The 17,528-nt window shown below is 35.9% G+C and carries 8 protein-coding genes; 7 read left to right on the forward strand and 1 reads right to left on the reverse strand.

What is annotated here, in order from left to right; all coding sequences use genetic code 11:
• Window positions 1-113: 113 nt before the first annotated feature.
• The 5 genes from J0383_RS20730 to J0383_RS20750 all read left to right on the forward strand — a co-directional run bounded on the left by J0383_RS20730 (window position 114) and on the right by J0383_RS20750 (window position 14,388).
• Window positions 114-4,064 (forward strand): family 16 glycosylhydrolase, encoded by a 3,951-nt coding sequence (locus tag J0383_RS20730; RefSeq protein WP_207295853.1) that lies wholly within the window; start codon window positions 114-116, stop codon window positions 4,062-4,064.
• A gap of 171 nt (window positions 4,065-4,235) precedes the next feature.
• The gene (locus tag J0383_RS20735; RefSeq protein ID WP_207295854.1) at window positions 4,236-6,890 is read left to right on the forward strand and encodes a beta-1,3-glucanase family protein; all 2,655 of its coding nucleotides are present in this window, start codon (window positions 4,236-4,238) and stop codon (window positions 6,888-6,890) included.
• A gap of 257 nt (window positions 6,891-7,147) precedes the next feature.
• A complete protein-coding gene (locus J0383_RS20740; RefSeq protein WP_207295855.1) occupies window positions 7,148-8,785 on the forward strand; it encodes a glycosyl hydrolase family 18 protein in 1,638 nt (545 codons plus the stop codon).
• Window positions 8,786-9,001: 216 nt separating this feature from the next.
• A complete protein-coding gene (locus tag J0383_RS23745) occupies window positions 9,002-11,857 on the forward strand; it encodes an RICIN domain-containing protein (RefSeq protein WP_239023123.1) in 2,856 nt (951 codons plus the stop codon).
• 599 nt (window positions 11,858-12,456) lie between these two features.
• Window positions 12,457-14,388 (forward strand): metallophosphoesterase family protein, encoded by a 1,932-nt coding sequence (locus J0383_RS20750; protein WP_207295856.1) that lies wholly within the window; start codon window positions 12,457-12,459, stop codon window positions 14,386-14,388.
• 226 nt (window positions 14,389-14,614) lie between these two features.
• Here the strand turns inward: J0383_RS20750 and J0383_RS20755 are convergent, their stop codons facing one another.
• Window positions 14,615-15,673 carry a phosphatidylinositol-specific phospholipase C1-like protein gene (locus J0383_RS20755; RefSeq protein ID WP_207295857.1) on the reverse strand — a complete coding sequence of 353 codons (1,059 nt, stop codon included), beginning with the start codon at window positions 15,671-15,673 and terminating at the stop codon, window positions 14,615-14,617.
• Window positions 15,674-15,938: 265 nt separating this feature from the next.
• On the opposite strand from J0383_RS20755, the gene J0383_RS20760 reads away from it, so the two are divergent.
• Both J0383_RS20760 and J0383_RS20765 read left to right on the forward strand, forming a co-directional pair.
• Window positions 15,939-16,463 carry an RNA polymerase sigma-70 factor gene (locus J0383_RS20760; RefSeq protein WP_207295858.1) on the forward strand — a complete coding sequence of 175 codons (525 nt, stop codon included), beginning with the start codon at window positions 15,939-15,941 and terminating at the stop codon, window positions 16,461-16,463.
• 83 nt (window positions 16,464-16,546) lie between these two features.
• Window positions 16,547-17,470: a FecR family protein gene (locus J0383_RS20765; protein WP_207295859.1), complete on the forward strand. Its 924-nt coding sequence runs from the start codon at window positions 16,547-16,549 to the stop codon at window positions 17,468-17,470.
• Window positions 17,471-17,528: the final 58 nt, after the last annotated feature.

Below are 17,528 nucleotides of genomic sequence, written 5' to 3' on the forward strand. Positions count from 1 at the left end.
CTAGCCTGATTTATTTGTTAATATTGTCCTTCAATTCGGCAAAATAATAAGCTATTATTTACAAATAGCCAATTACGATGCCAAAGCACTTTACTAACAAAAAACTAAAAAGAATGAATCAAAAAGACTCTTTTTTCGGCCGACCACCGAAAGACAATTACTATTTATTTAAAAGATTTTGTGTAGCTGCTTTGTTCCTGCTGCTGCCCTTTATCAAACTTCAGGCACAGTGTAATACACTGGTTTGGTCTGACGAATTTAACGGCACGACTGTCGATTTAACCAAATGGCAGAGCATTTCTGGAAACGGATGTCCGTCGCTTTGCGGATTTGGAAATGCTGAGGCTCAGCGTTACGATCCAAATCAAGCTACAATTGTGAAAGAAGGCACAAACAGTTACTTGAATATTGAGGCTAAATATCAGCCTAGCTCACAATTTCCAGATCAGCCGTATGCTTCTTCAAAATTAACTACAGAAGGAAAATATTCTTTAAAATACGGAAGAATTGAAGCTCGTATGAAGCTATCCAATGCGCAAGGTGCATGGCCTGCATTTTGGATGCTTCCAGTAGGAGGTGGCTGGCCATATACAGGTGAAATTGATATTATGGAAGCCAAACACAGAAACCCAAAATCAGTAGATGGAACAATTCATTACGATGGAGGCGGTTATCAGTTTACAGGCAGAAGCTATAGTTCTGCAGTAGATTTATCAGCTGATTTCCATGTGTATGCTGTAGAATGGGGGCCAAATATTATAAAATGGTTTATTGATGGAAATTTATTTCATACGGCAACTCCAAACACAACGGTAAACGGAGGATGGCCTTTTAACGATAATAACTTTTACATCATTTTAAATTTGGCTGTTGGTAGCTACGGAACGCCATATACCAGAGTAAACGGTGTTGGAGTAGAGCCAGTTCCAGCCGATTTCCCAGCGAAATTACAAGTCGATTATGTACGTGTTTATGACGGAAGTTTTAAATATGCAGTAACGGGAGATAACAAAGTATATCAAAACGAAACCAGCAAAACATATTCTATAAATGCAGTGGCAGGAGCCTCTTACAACTGGACCGTTCCTGCGGGTGCTACAATAGCTTCTGGACAAGGAACAAATGCGATCACAGTAAACTGGGGAACAGCAGGAGGAGATGTTTCCGTTGTTACAACAGTTTCTGGATGTGCTGCTAATACGTATAAATTGGCTGTAACTACAGAACCTGCTTTACCAGTAGAAAAAATACATGACGATTTTCAGACCAATAGAAATGTACTGTATCCGGTAAAAACAGGTGTTTTAACAGAAGCAGTTGCAAATCCATCTGCTACAGGAATCAACACATCTGCGCAAGTGGGAAGATATGTTCGTAATTCAACAGAATTGTATGATGTTTTAAACATTAGAAATCTTACTATTACGAATGCCAATGATTATGTTTACGGAAGAAAAAGACTTTCGTTTGATATTTATACATCGGCTCCAGTTGGGACAAAAATTTCAATGCAGTTAGAAAACAGTAACGTAACGACTGCAACTAATTATCCATCAGGAAGACATAGTGGTTTTAAAGCTACGACAACTGTTCAGAACAAATGGGAAACCATCGAATTTGAATTTGAAAAAATCATCGATCCCAATACAAGTGCTTTATCTATCAACAATGTGGTATTGCTTTTTGAATCAAATTCTAATTCAGGAGCGACTTATTATTTCGATAATCTGCTGACAAAAGCAGCGCCAGAAAAACCAATTATTGCTACAGATGTTCTTCAGAATTATGATGGAATTAATAAAATCATCAAAGGAACTACTACTGGAACGTATTCTGTTGTAGCAAATCCGGGATCAAATTCGGTGAATTCGTCTGCTAATGTGGCGAGATATGTTCGTAATGTAACGGAGCAGTACGATGTACTTTTCTTCAATACCCAAAGCACAATCGAAGATGCAGGTTTATTGAAAAATCAGACGAATAAAATCATGATCGATGTGTATACTTCGGCACCAATTGGAACCGTCGTAAGTCTGAATTTAGAAAATAGTGCTACTTCGCTTCCAGCTAATTATCCAACAGGAAGAAACAGTAATTACGTTGCCATTACAACAAAGCAAAACCAATGGGAAACATTGACGTTCTACTACAATTCAAGTCCAGATGCAGGAACTTCGAATCTGGCTGTAAACCAAATGGTTTTATTGTTTAACTCAGGTTCTTATACAAACGATACGTATTATTTTGATAACATCAGAATTGGTTCGACTAAACTTCCAGACACTTTTACACCTGGAGTAGTTTATGAAGATTACCAAAATACACACAATATTACCTTTAGAGATGCTATTGGAACATATACAGCTAATACAGCAAATCCAAGTGCTACAGGAATCAATACGTCTTCAAATGTGGGAAGATATGTTCGTAAATCAACTGAATTGTATGATAACTTTTCATTCAATACTACTTTAACTAATATTGGAGATTTCAAAGGAGGCGTTAAAAAATTCGCTATGGATGTGTATACATCGGCTCCAGTTGGATCAATCATTTCGTGGCAGGCAGAAAGCAGTGCTTCGATTCCGTCAAACTATCCAGTAGGAAGACACAGTATTTATCAGGGAGTTGTAAAACAAACGAATACTTGGCATACTGTAACTTTTACGTATGTAAGCGCGCCAGACGCGTCAACTTTAGACAGCGAAGTAAATCGTTTTGTGTTTTTGTTTGAACCAGGAACCAATTCTGGAAATACCTATTATTTTGATAATCTAAGAGCTTTAAATTTAGTTTCGACCGAAAATCCAAACACATTACCAGCACCTTGGACAAGCACAGATTTAGGTGCCGTAACTCCAGCAGGAGAAGCTGCACACTCAAATGGTATTTTTACGATTAAAGGGGCAGGAAATGATATTTGGGAAACAAGCGATCAATTTCAGTTTGTAAACCAGCCAATTACTGGAGATGCTGAAATTATTGCTAAAGTAAATTCATTAACCAATACCAATACATACGCAAAAGCAGGAGTAATGTTCCGTGAAACACTCACACCAACCTCTAAACATGCTACGACCGATGCAAGCGCCGCTGCTGGAATTGAGTTCTTAACTCGTGATACCACTTCGGGAATAACAGCTGCAGAAGTGGTAACAGGAGTTGCTCCAAAATGGGTTCGTGTCGTAAGATCAGGAAATGTATTTACCTCTTATGCTTCTGATAACGGAACAACTTGGACACAAATTGGAACGCCAAGAACCATTGCAATGGCCAACACCATTTATGCAGGAATGGCAGTTACATCTCACGCTAACGGAACTCTAACAACAGGAGTTTTCAGCGATGTAATTGTTAGGAATATTACACCAAATCCGAATGTGAATCTGGCGCTTTCGAAAACAGCAACAGCTTCTACAGAAGAAAATTCAACCTTATCTGCATCTAAAGCAACAGACGGGAATGCTGCTACTACAAGATGGGCAAGTTCTTTTGCAAATGCAACGGAATGGATTTATGTGGATTTAGGAAGTAATTACAACCTTAACCGTGTGGTTTTAAAGTGGGAAGCTGCTTATGCCACTCAATACAAAGTACAGCTTTCAACTGATAACGTTTTCACAGAAAATGAAACGATCAGCACACAAACAGCAAGTGATGGTGGAACAGATGATTTAACAGTAAGCGGAACCGGAAGATATCTTCGTGTTTTATGTACCACAAAAGCTTTGGCTCCTTACGGATATTCATTGTATGAAATCGAAGCTTACGGATCAGCATCAGCAGCTAAAAAAGCATTGACTGTTGTAGAAGAACCACAAACTGAAGAAAAAGTTTTTGCGGTATATCCAAACCCAGCAGGAAATTATATTCAAGTTTCATCTCCTGAAAAACTAGATCATAAAGTCATTTCAATTTATGATAATTCAGGAACCTTAATGCTTGAGAATAAAACTCAGGATAATGAAAGCGTAATAGACATCAGCAGACTGACAAAAGGAATTTACATTTTGAATTTCAAATCAGATCAAAAAAGCTGGACTAAAAAGCTGATTAAGAAATAATTTAAATCCGTTGGGTGTAATTAAAATTAACAATATTAAGCTGGTTTGATCAGCCACAATATAAATATAAGGATAGCACCGAAAAATTGCACCTGACGGATATTTAAAGTCATTCGTTTTCAAGATGACTTTGGTTTAAATCTATTTATGTAACCCCAAAATTATTTAGATATGAAAAAAAATAAACTTCAAAGATTTTCTTTTCTCATCACACTTTTTTTAGTGTTTTCAGCCCTAACGTACGGACAGGGGCCAGTACCGTTTACCATTACCAATAATTCAACTTTTGCCGACAGCGATTTATACGTTGCCATTGTCGGAATCGATTATACAACCGGAAACCATGTTTGGGTAAATGCCAAAACAAGTCAGGTTTTGCCAATGAACGCGTCTTACAATACAGTTACAGGACCAACTTATGGTGGAAATACTGGACCAGGGCAAAACTCCAAATATGCAGCTTGTTTTACCAAACTGAGTGAAATTCCAAACAAAACATTTACACTGCCATTAATTGCAGGATGTCGTGTTTTTATTTCTAAAGGATCCCAATTGTATTTCTATTTTTTTGGAGCCAGTGGAGCGCCTTCTGGATATGCATCGCCAAATCCGCAGAATGCAACCGATCCTAATCAGGGAATCTTATACGAAATGATCGAATTAACGAACAATCAATATGGTTTCTTCGGAAATCCAACAAGAGTTGATTCGTATAAATATCCAATGGGACTTGAATTATTTGGTGCTGGAGGTTACCAAAAGAAAGTGGGAGATTTGAAAAAACACGCTGACATTGTTGCAGCTTTTAAAGCAAATGTTCCTGCAGAATTTCAAGGTTGTGTAAATGATGCGACAGGAGAAATTACAGCACCTTCAAAAACGGCTGCTTATGCCGAAGGTTCAGGTCCGTATGCTAACTATCTGAAATCGTATATCGATGCGATCTGGAACAAATACAAAAATGAAGATTTAATCTTTTATGCCGGAGATGCTGGAGTTTTCAAAGGAAGAGTTATTGGAGAACAGTTAGAAATGGTGGGACAATCTGGGGCTTTTGTTGGAAGAACCGGACGCGTGCAAAACCGCCCAACTACTCAGGAAGCACTTGAAGGAAAAGGTGTTTTAGACAGAAGATTGGTAGATGGAGATTTGGATCTTGTAATTCAAGCTCAATTGACAGCAGCAATTAACCGTCATGTTGTAAATACTACTACACCAAATCCAGGTCAGCAAAACTGGTATGATGCCTCAAAATATTATCAAGTAAACCCAACGAATCATTATTCTAAATTCTGGCACTTACCAGGAATCAATATCGATAATTTAGCTTACGGATTTGCTTATGATGATGTTGCAGACCAGTCACCATCACTTCATACGCCACAACCCACAAAAGTTATCGCTGTTTTTGGAGGATATTATGGACTTACAACACCTTCAGTTCCTGCGACTACAGATGTGGTTACGGTGTATAAAGATTGCAACTACGCAGGATTCTCTGGCGGATTAACCATTGGTGATTACAATTTAGCTCGTTTAAATTCATTAGGCGTTTTAAATGATGATATTTCGTCATTAAAAATCACTCAAGGATATCAAGCGATTTTATACATGGATGATAATTTTACTGGAACTTCAACCGTAATTAATGCTAGTAATTCATGCTTAAACACTACTTGGAATGATAAAGTAAGTTCAATCAGAATTATTGCTAATGGAACTACTACTTTAGGAAACCAGACTTTCTTTTTACAAAACAGAAACAGCGGTTTATACATGGACGTTTGGAATTCAAGTATGTCAAACGGAGCAGGAATCAACCAAGGTGCTTTAAATTCTGGAAACAACCAGAAATTTACATTCACGCACTTAGGCGATGGAATGTATAAAATCATTGCCAACCACAGCGGTATGTCAATGGATATCAATAACTTCAATAAAGCGAATGGCGCAAGAGTAGAGCAATATCCATACAATGCAACCACTAATCAGCAGTTTATTTTAGTTTCTACAGGAGACGGTTTCTATAAGATTGTAGCCCGTCACAGCGGAAGAATTGTTGAGGTGGCCAATGCAAGTACAGCTTCTGGCGCAATTGTACAGCAATGGGACAATAATAACCAAACTTGCGGACAATGGAAATTAGTTCCAGCAACTACTTCTCAGACATCAACTTTAATTCAGGCAGAAGATTATTCAGCAATGAGTGGTATTCAAGTAGAAGCGACGACAGATACAGGAGGAGGTTCGAATGTGGGTTACACAGAAACAGGTGATTGGTTAGCATACAACAACATCAATTTCCCAACAACGGGTTCTTATTTAATTGAATATAGAGTTGCAAGTGCTTCAGGCGGTGTACTTTCTTCAGATTTGAATGCTGGTACTATTGTTTTAGGAAATGTAACTGTTCCCAATACTGGAGGATGGCAGAACTGGCAGACAGTTTCTCAAACTGTAAATGTAAATGCCGGAACGTACAATTTCGGAATCTATATTCAGAATACTGGAATGAACATCAACTGGATAAAAATTACTAAAGTAGGTAATGCGGCGGCTAAAACGGCTTCGGTACAAACAGCAGCAGAAGAGCCAGAAACAACAGTTCTAAACATATATCCAAGTCCAGTAGAAAATACATTATTTACGACAACAGATCTTTCTGGAGGAGATGTAAAAATAGTTGACGCACAGTCTGGAAGTGCAGTTTTATCGAAAAAAGCAAATGGTAATAGTATCGACGTTTCGCATTTGAAACAAGGAATCTATCTAATTGTTTTCGAGAAAGACGGCAAACAAACGATTAAGCGTTTCATCAAGAAATAATTTAAGATTGCAAATGATATTTAAGATTTAAGATTTTAGATTTCAGATTGATTTATAAATAGATACTAATAATTGGAATTTGGCGCAGCCAAATTCCAATCTAAAATCTAAAATCTAAAATCTAAAATCTAAAATCTAAAATCTAAAATCTAAAATCTAAAATCTAAAATCTAAAATCTAAAATCTAAAATCCAAAAACATAACTCAAAAAACCGTCCCAACATTTACGAGTTTATTAATCTATTAAAACAATTATTATGAAAGACAATTACAAAAGAATGTCGGCAAAATGGATTCTCATTTTAGTATTGGGTGTGTTTAACTATTCGGTAGCCCAGCAGAAAAAAGTAATCGCGTATGTTCCTAACTGGATCGATTTAAATGCTTTTGCAAGCACAATTCAGTACAGTAAATTAACGCATATCAATATTGCGTTTGAAAATCCTGATGCCAATGGTTATTTAAGTTTTAATTCTGGAAATAATGCCATTATTAATACGGCGCATGCCAATAATGTAAAAGTTTTTGTTTCATTAGGCGGAGGATCAATTTCAGAAGGAGGTGCTATTCGTGACAATTATTTCAATTTAATCACAGCAGGTAATAGAACTGCATTCGTTCAAAAAATTTATGATTATGTTGTAGCTCATAACCTTGATGGAGTCGATGTAGATTTAGAAGGACCAGCAATCAACGGTGATTACGGAGGATTTGTAACTGCTTTAGCCAACAAACTTCATGCTAATGGTAAACTAATTACGGCAGCACTTTCAGAAGGCTATGGTGGAGCAAACGTACCTTCATCTGTTTTTTCAGCTTACGACTGGATCAACATTATGGCATATGATGCAACAGGACCTTGGGCACCAAACAATCCAGGACAACACTCTCCGTATAGTATGGCTGTCAATCAGTTTAATTACTGGACAGGAAGAGGATTACCAGCAAGCAAAGCCATCATTGGTGTTCCGTTTTACGGATACGGTTTTGGAGCTTCAGCCAATCAAGGAATTTCATATGCGAATATCGTAGCGCAATATCCAGGAGCTGAAAACCAAGACCAAGTTGGAAATACAATTTACTACAACGGAATCCCAACGATCAAACAAAAAACAACTTTTGCGATTCAAAATGCTGGAGGAGTAATGATCTGGGAATTATCTCAAGATGCAACAGGTTCAAAATCATTGCTAACTGCAATCAATCAAGTAATTACTGGAAGTAACCCTCCAACGGGAACAGGAACTTTAATTCAGGCTGAAAACTACAATACTATGAGTGGTGTTCAAACTGAACCAACAACTGATACAGGAGGAGGATTAAATGTGGGATACTGCGATACAGGAGACTGGATGGCATATTACAATATCAATTTCCCAACTTCAGGATCTTATGTAATTGAATACCGCGTGGCAAGTGCTGTTACAGGTGGAAGATTATCATCTGATTTAAATGCAGGAACAATCCAGCTTGGAAATGTAAATGTACCCAATACTGGCGGATGGCAGAACTGGCAAACGATTACACAAACTGTAAATGTAAATGCTGGAACTTACAATTTCGGGATATATGTTCAAAATACAGGTTTTAATTTAAACTGGTTCAGAATCACGAAATCAGGAGCTGCTTTGGCTGCGAAATCGGCTTCAGCTGCAACACAAGATTCGATTCCAAGTTTAACAGTATATCCAAATCCAACTGAAAGCCAGCTTTTCTTCAGCGCAGAAGTTTCAGGAGGAAATGTAAATATTATTGATACTGAAGGCGGAGCAACAGTTTCTTCACAAACAGTAAACAACAACAGCATTGATGTTTCCAGCCTTAAGAAAGGGATTTACCTAATCTCAGTAGAAAAAAACGGAATAAAAACAGTAAGACGTTTTATTAAAAAATAAATTTTTCAAAAAGTATTATTCTGCTGCAGAGCAGAATAATGCTTTTTATTTCTCATTAAAATTTAATGCATAGAAGTATACATCTGAAAATCAAAAGAGTTGGTTTTCACAGATCACTATTGCTTTTTTTTAAACAAAAGAAAAGCGGTTTAAGTGTTAAAAAAATGAATGTGACTTATGCGTTACAATTCTAAGTATTCCCTAAACCCCAATTATATGAAAAACAATTACAGATTTAGTTTAAGCGTGCTTGCATTTTTGATTTTTGGAAGTTTTGCTTTTGCACAGACCTCTTTAGGATCGAGTAAAACATTTATGAATAGTTTGAAAAAAGAACTGGGAAAAAATGCCACTTCAAAAGGAACAGAAAAAAGTATTCTGCTTCAAGCTGAAAAAACAAGTTTCAATGGAAAAATTAATTACAAAGAATCAAATGAATCAAGCGAATTTTTGATTGGAGAAATTAAAAGCATTCCTGAATCTTCTTTTTACATTAAAGTAAAAGACAAATCTCTGGAAGGTCATATTCTTCTAAAAAAAACAAAAGAAGCCTACAAATATTTCTCTGATGCAAAAGGAAATGCTTTTGTAGAAAAAGTAGATATCAATACTTTGGTTTGTATTGATTATAAAAACCTACCCACAAAAGATAATACCGCGAGTAAAACAACCGCAGCGGCAGCAATCGCTCCAGCTTTACTGGATTTACAAAGTTTACCAGGTGCAGCAGGTTGTGTGATGCTGGATTTTGACGGCTATTATATGCCAGCAGGAAATCTTTGGAACAACGGAAATGCAATCAATGCAGCTCCATCAGGAATGACTGATGCAGCCGTCCAACAGCATTGGGAAGTAGTTTCAGAAGATTATCGCCCTTTTAACGTAAATGTTACCACAAACGAAGCCGTTTTCAATTCATATCCTAAAAACAGAAGAATGCGTGTTGTAATTACACCAACCAATACTGCCGCTCCGGGTGCAGGAGGTGTAGCCTATATTGGTTCTTTTAACTGGGATAATGATGTGCCATGCTGGGTATTTATTACCTCTGGAAAATCAGGTGGTGATGCATCTTCGCACGAAGTTGGACATACTTTTGATCTTGGACACGACGGACGTACAAGCCCAGCCGAAGATTATTTCTTAGGTTTAGACGGAACTTCTTGGGCGCCAATTATGGGTGCTGGATATTACAGACCAGTAGTACAATGGAGTAAAGGCGAATACAACAATGCCAACAACAAACAAGATGATGTAGCGATTATAGCCAGTGCCAAATTTGGAGTAGGATATCGCGGTGATGATTATGGAAACACTATTGCTTCAGCGGCAAATTTAGATTATAATGGAAGCGGACAAATCAATCAAAAAAACGGAATTATTTCCAGTGAAGCTGATTATGATTTTTTCACTTTTACAACAGGAGGAGGAAATGTTTCTATAAACGCAAACACAGTAAGCCGTGATGGAAATCTGCATTTATTAATCAGATTATACAATTCTTCTGGTGCAGAAATGGGAACGTATTGGAATTCTGATCCGTTTGCTTTAAATGCGTCTATGAATGTTAATCTTCCAGCAGGCAGATATTATATTGGAGTTGATGGAACTGGAGCAGGAAATGCCGGAAGCGGGGGTTATTCGGCTTATGGTTCTATTGGTAGTTATTCAATTACTGGAACAATTCCACCGGGAGGAAATGTTAGTTCATCGACAGATGTAATTACGGTTTATAAAGATTGTAACTACACAGGTTTCTCAGGCGGATTAACCATTGGAGATTACAATTTAGCTCGTTTAAATTCATTAGGCGTTTTAAATGATGATATTTCTTCTTTAAAAATCACTCAAGGATATCAAGCGATTTTATATATGGATGATAACTTTACAGGAACTTCAACTGTCATCAACTCTGATAATTCATGTTTAAACACCACTTGGAATGATAAAGTAAGTTCAATTAGAGTTATTGCTAACGGAACGGCCACTTTGGGAAACCAGACTTTCTTTTTGCAAAACCGAAACAGCGGTTTATATATGGATGTTTGGAATTCAAGTCTGTCAAACGGAGCTGGAATCAACCAAGGTGCTTTAAATTCTGGAAACAACCAGAAATTTACGTTTACGCATTTAGGAGACGGAATGTATAAAATTATTGCCAACCACAGCGGCCAGTCTATGGATGTAAATAATTTTAATAAAGCAAATGGCGCAAGAGTTGAACAATATCCGTATAACGGAACTACAAATCAGCAGTTTATTCTAGTTTCTACAGGAGACGGTTTCTATAAAATTGTAGCCCGTCACAGCGGAAGAATTGTTGAGGTTGCCAATGCAAGTACAGCTTCTGGCGCAATTGTACAGCAATGGGACAACAACAACCAAACTTGCGGACAATGGAAACTGATTGCTACAACAACATCTCAAACATCAACTTTAATTCAGGCTGAAGACTACTCTGCAATGAGCGGTATTCAGGTTGAAGCCACGACAGACACCGGCGGAGGTTCGAATGTTGGTTATACCGAAACTGGTGACTGGCTGGCTTATAATAACATTAATTTCCCAACAACAGGTTCTTATTTAATCGAATACCGAGTGGCAAGTGCCGTAACTGGAGGAAGATTATCTTCTGATTTAAATGCTGGAGCAATTATTTTAGGAAATGTTGATATTCCAAACACAGGCGGATGGCAGAACTGGCAGACGGTTACACAAACGGTAAACGTAAATGCGGGAACATACAATTTCGGAATCTATATTCAGAATACCGGAATGAACATCAACTGGATTAGAATTACGAAAATTGGAAATGCAGCACCAGCAGCAGCAATTGATGAAACAGATAACATTGCTTTAAATGTATATCCAAATCCGGTGGCAGATGTATTATCATTTACAACCAACATTATAGGAGGAAAAATCAATATTATTGACTCGCAAGGAGCAGTTATTGGATCTCAAAAAGTAAATGATAACACTTTGAACGTTTCGAATTTAAAACAAGGAATTTATTTTATTGTTTTAGAAAAAGATGGAAAACAAACCATAAAACGTTTCATTAAAAAATAATTTTAACCGAGTTGCCATACTGGTTTAATCATTACATTTTTTGGTTTTAATGTAATGAAAAGGCTGTCAGAAATGACAGCCTTTTTAAATTTGTTAGAAATAGATATAGTCCCTACGGGACAATCTATATGACGATATATTTATCTACCGATATTTAATTCCTAGCGGAATTACCTCGTTTAAACGTTGGTAGAAAACAGATTTAATTCCTAACGAAATTACCTCGCTAGAGGTTAAGAATTGGTAGAAAACAGATTTAATTCCTAACGAAATTACCTCATTAGAGGTTAAACAGTGGTAGAAAACCAATATTTAATTCCTAACAGAATTACCTCGTTAGGCTAAACGTTGGTATAAAACCGATATTTAATTCCTAAAAGAATTACCTCGTTAGAGGTTAAATATCGGTAGAATATGGAATACACCAGCAACATCATTGTCCCGTAGGGACTGCGTATTTTTCAATTATAATAAAAATTACAAAACATTATTATTCCATAACAATAGGATAAACTCATTTTAGCTATAAATCAATAAACTTGCTGCGTATTAAAAGCTTCCGTACTTTTAATAATTCCATTTTGTTAAAGTTGCTGCTTATGTATTCAAGATTTACTTTCCTAAATATTTGCATTTTTTTTATTTTTTTTAATATCAAAATTTCAGCACAGAAAACCCCGAATCTAGAAGGAGTTCAGGTTGCTTTTTTATCAGATGTACACCTTCAGGATTTGTTTGGTACGTTTTCTGATAATGATTTTAAAGGTGTTTTAAATACCAAAACCAGAAAATATACGTTAATAAGAACGATGGCCTCGCAGTTACATTCGACGAGAATTTTCAATGAAAATTATTTTGCCTTCATCGCAGCACTTGAAGATATTGCCAAAAGAAAGATAAAATATGTGGCACTTCCGGGTGATTATACAGATGACGGACAGCCGATACACGTGCGAGGATTGAAGAAAATATTAGATCAATATCAGAAAAAATATAATATTGAGTTTTTTATAACCACCGGAAATCACGATCCGGTTGGACCATTTGCTCAAGAATCGGGAAAAGAAGATTTCTTAGGTAAAGAAGGAAAGAGCCAGCCCATTTTTAGCAAAGACGGCATGTATAAGCCTAACATGAATATCGAACAGCCAGTTGTCATAACAGCCGATATTGCTAAAATGGGTTATTTAGGCATAACTGATAACCTTAAAAATTTTGGTTTTTATCCCAATAAAAAATACAAGTTCTGGGCAACTCCATTTACCACTTACAACAGCCAGAACTACAATTATAAAAAAGCAGTCGAAGGTTCTCTTTTAAAAAACAGAGTTTACGAAGTAGAACCCGGATATGAAGTTCCAGATGTAAGCTATGTGGTAGAACCTATTGACGGACTTTGGTTAATGGCTATCGACGGAAATGTATATATTCCAAAGAAAAATGCTGCCGATCCTAAAGATTCAAAAAGTTATTCTGAAGCCAGTACAGGATATAATAATGTACTTTCCAACAAAAAACATCTTATAAAATGGGTTCAGGATATTTCGGCGGAAGCCAAACTTCAAGGTAAAACTTTAGTAGCGTTCAGTCATTTTCCTATGATTGATTTTAATGATGGTGCTTCCGCAGAAATTAAAGAATTATTAGGACCGAATAAATGGCAGTTAAACCGCGTTCCCGTTGAAGAAGTAGCGCAAGTTTTTGCCGATGCCGGATTGAAAATTCACTTTGGCGGACATATGCATATCAATGATACCGGAGTTCGCACAACAGGAAAAGGAAATACATTGGTTAATGTTCAAACGCCTTCGCTTGCAGCGTATATTCCAGCCTATAAATTACTGACGATTCAAAAGGACAATCGTATAGACATTCAAACCATTACAATAAATGACGTTTCAGGATTTGACGAACTTTTTGATTTGTATAAAATGGAATATCAATTTCTGCAGAGCCAGAACGATAAAGACATTTGGAATATTGATATCTTAAAAACCAAAAGCTATCACGATTTTACCGATTTTCATTTAAAAGAATTGGTACGTCTTCGCTTTCTAAAAGACGATTGGCCTTCTGCATTTAAAGATTTTATCTTGAATGTTTCTGCCAAAGATTTATTGATTCTAGCCAACATGAATTCTGATAAAGATTTTGATTTTATACTGAAAAATAAAACACAGTTTCAAAAAGAATGGAATGAAGCTGAAGCAAAATCGGTAGAAATTTTAACACAGAACAATCTTAAAAAAGAAGATTTCAACTGGACAGGAAATGATCTTTTAATTGATTTTTACCGTTTTAGAAGCGCGGATGAATTGGCTCTTGCCGATGTTGGAACTCAAAGAGCAAAAGAATATAAAGTCCTTTCTAATTTGTTTTTAGAAGGTTCTAAATCGGATTTTTTAAAAGATACACCTCTGCAAAAACAGATAAAATTATTTTTCGTAATCTTCAATAAATTCATGCACGAAGTTCCTGCAGATCATTTTTCGGTCGATTTGAAAAATGGCGAAGTTAAGAGTGTTGAATAGTTTTTCAGTCTCGGTTTTCAGTTTTTTAAACCGTCATATGGTTATTTTTAACCGCAAATTACGCTAAGATTTACGCAAAGCACGCCAAGTTTTATATTCTTTACGACTCTGCGTCTTTGCGAGAATATTAAAAATAAGTCCGCAAAGCTTAATCAATCTAGCTTTGCGGACTTTGCGTTTATGAACCAAACTAAGCTAAAAATTTTAGCGTACTTTGGGTTAAAATTTACGGTACATTTACAGGATTTGTTCTAACATAACTTCCATCATCGTATTTAATCTGATAAGGAGAATTAAAAAAAGTACTTGGCAGATAATAATCAGTTGTAATAACCTGCGCACCTGATTTTTTAGCGGCTTCAAAACGCGAATAATCATTTGCACGCGCTTCTTTGGTATCAGAATCGGCTCTGGTTCTAATTAGATATCCTTTTTTTACCAAATCTACAATTTGTGGATCTTCTGAATTATTTCTGAAAAGCCAGGCTGCTTCCGGTTTTCCCGGTTCAGCATTTATAAAAACGGCGCGTCCTTTAAGAGACGGATGATTTAATGCGTACAAATCTCTTTTTGCGCCGTTGTTATCTAATAGAAATAAAAATTTTCCTTTGGCATTTTTCAGCGTAGGCCAGTTGTTGTTTAATACCGCTTCTTCAAGCGTTTTGTATTTGCCGCGAACCATGTCGGGAGTAATTAATTTGTCTTTTCCTAGATTTTTACGGATTACTTTATCCATTTCGTCAAAAACAGCAGCAGTGTAATCTTCAGGTTTTGTTCCGAAGAAATTCGCATCTCCGTCTTTTGGTTCGAGCGTAATAAAAACCGGAACGTGATCAGGATTAGCATCCGACCATTTTTTCAATTCCTGAAGACAAATTTCGAAAGTATAACACGAAGTTCTAAAATCAATGTCCGGCATGTGAAAAACTTTAAAACCCGGTTTTTTCATTAGTCCGTTCGGGTCGTAAGCTTCTTCAGATTTAGCAATGTCCAAACCTTTTGGATGAGCGTATTTTCCACCTTTTGCATCAGCGAAAATATCTATTTCTAAATTGCGTAATCCTTTGTTTAATTGATCTGTAATACTAATATGTGTGTATTGCAAACCTTTTAGCGAACGCGTAGTATCTCTCGCTTGAATAAGATTGTATAAATCCGTTTCAATGGCATGGCGGTAGCTGTTGTGTGAACCAATAACCTGTATTTGGTTGATTTTTAGATTGTCATTTTGTGCGTGGCCCAATTGTATCCCTGCAAAAAACAATGCAAACAAAATTTGTTTCATAATTTTAATGAAATTAGAATGAGTGAATTAAGGGACGCAGCAAAAGAAAATTGCTTTTTTTGAGTATTACTAAAGTAAAATTGTGATTTAATTTTTGTGTTAGCTAAACGAAAAGAAATCGCAAAACTATTATCATGTCGGCTTCAAAATAGTAGTATTTCTACATCAAAAACATTTATTTTTTAATCGAAAGATAACTTTGAGGCAAAAAGCATTGGTGTTACATTTTATTATTTTACATCTTATAATGTGACCAATTTTAGCAATGAAGAATCCTGAAATTTTCGAAAAAACGTATACAGAATACTGGCAGAAACTCAATGCCTTTTCCTATACCATGACTCAGGATAAAGATTTGGCGCAGAATATTGTTCAGGATGTTTTTATCGATTTATGGGAACGAAAAGACGATTTAAATATTAATGCCATCGAACCTTATTTGTTTCGTGCGGTGAAAAATCAAATTTTCAAGCATTACCAGAATAATCGTTTCGATAAGACGATTATGGAAGACAAATTCGAAGACTATATAATTGATAATTTTTCGTCTATCGATCCTGAAGTAATGGATTTATTATATTCCTTATTAGACCAGCTTCCCGAAAAAAGAAAAGAGGTTTTGCTTATGTATAAATTTCAAGATATGTCAATTGATCAGATTGCAGACGAACTTGGAATTTCAAAACAAACCGTAAAAAATCAAATTTCATCGGCTTTAAAACAATTGCGCGAAGGCTTGAAAGACCTTGCCTGGCTGGCTCCAATTATTATTTTTCGACAAAACTTTTAAGATAACGCTCTGTTAATGTTTTCATAATATTTCTGGATAGTACGATTTTAAACTTTCGGTACTTATAGATAACAATATGTATTATGATAAAACGATTAAAGCATAGTTTAGAACATTTAATAGATAAAAGTTCGAGAAATAAAACTTCACAAGCAGAAGAAAATCTTTTGATGAATTTCGCTTTAAGCGAATACCAAAAAGCAGAATGGGATGAAACTTCTATGGGAGATTCTGAAGAAATATCTAAAAATATCTATAATGGAATTCAGCTTCGAATGGAGAAGAAGAAAACCATTAAACCGTATATAAAATACATGGCCGCTGCCAGTATTCTTTTTCTTGTTGGATTAGGTTTTTTGTTAAAACCTCAAATTGCAGCTGAAAAGCAATTATCATTTAAAACGTCCTCGATTCCCAAATCTATCAAATTAAGTGACGGCTCGAAAATTTATCTGGCAGCAAACTCATCATTTCAATATCCTGAAAAATTTATAGGAGATAAAAGACAAGTTACCCTTTTAAAAGGAAATGCGTTTTTTGAAATAGCCAAGGACAAAAAACATCCTTTCATTATTACTTCGGGTGACGTAAAAACTAAAGTAGTTGGAACGTCATTTCACATTCAGATGTCGAAATCAAAATGTGAAGTTATCGTAGTTACAGGAAAAGTAAATGTGACTTCAAAAGGGAAGAGCGTTGATTTAGTTCCGAATGAAGAAGCCTTGTTCGAATCGAACAAACTAACCAAATTAATGGCCAATAAATCATTTTTGGTAAACTGGTACACGACAGATATTACTATAAATGAAACCACACTTAAACAGGTTATCACCATTTTACAATATAAATATGGAGTTTCATTTCAATATGATAATGAACAAGTATTAGCAACGCCGTTAACGGTATTTATAAAGAAAGACGCAACATTGGAGAATGTTTTAGAACAAATAAATTATATCACAAACCTAAAATTCAAAGTTTATGGCGAAATAGTAAAAGTGGATTAAAACAAAAAAGCAGCTGCGGGAACAACTGCTCATTATCATTAAGTATCGTAAAAAACCA

It is taken from the genome of Flavobacterium endoglycinae (assembly GCF_017352115.1).
Taxonomy (GTDB): domain Bacteria; phylum Bacteroidota; class Bacteroidia; order Flavobacteriales; family Flavobacteriaceae; genus Flavobacterium; species Flavobacterium endoglycinae.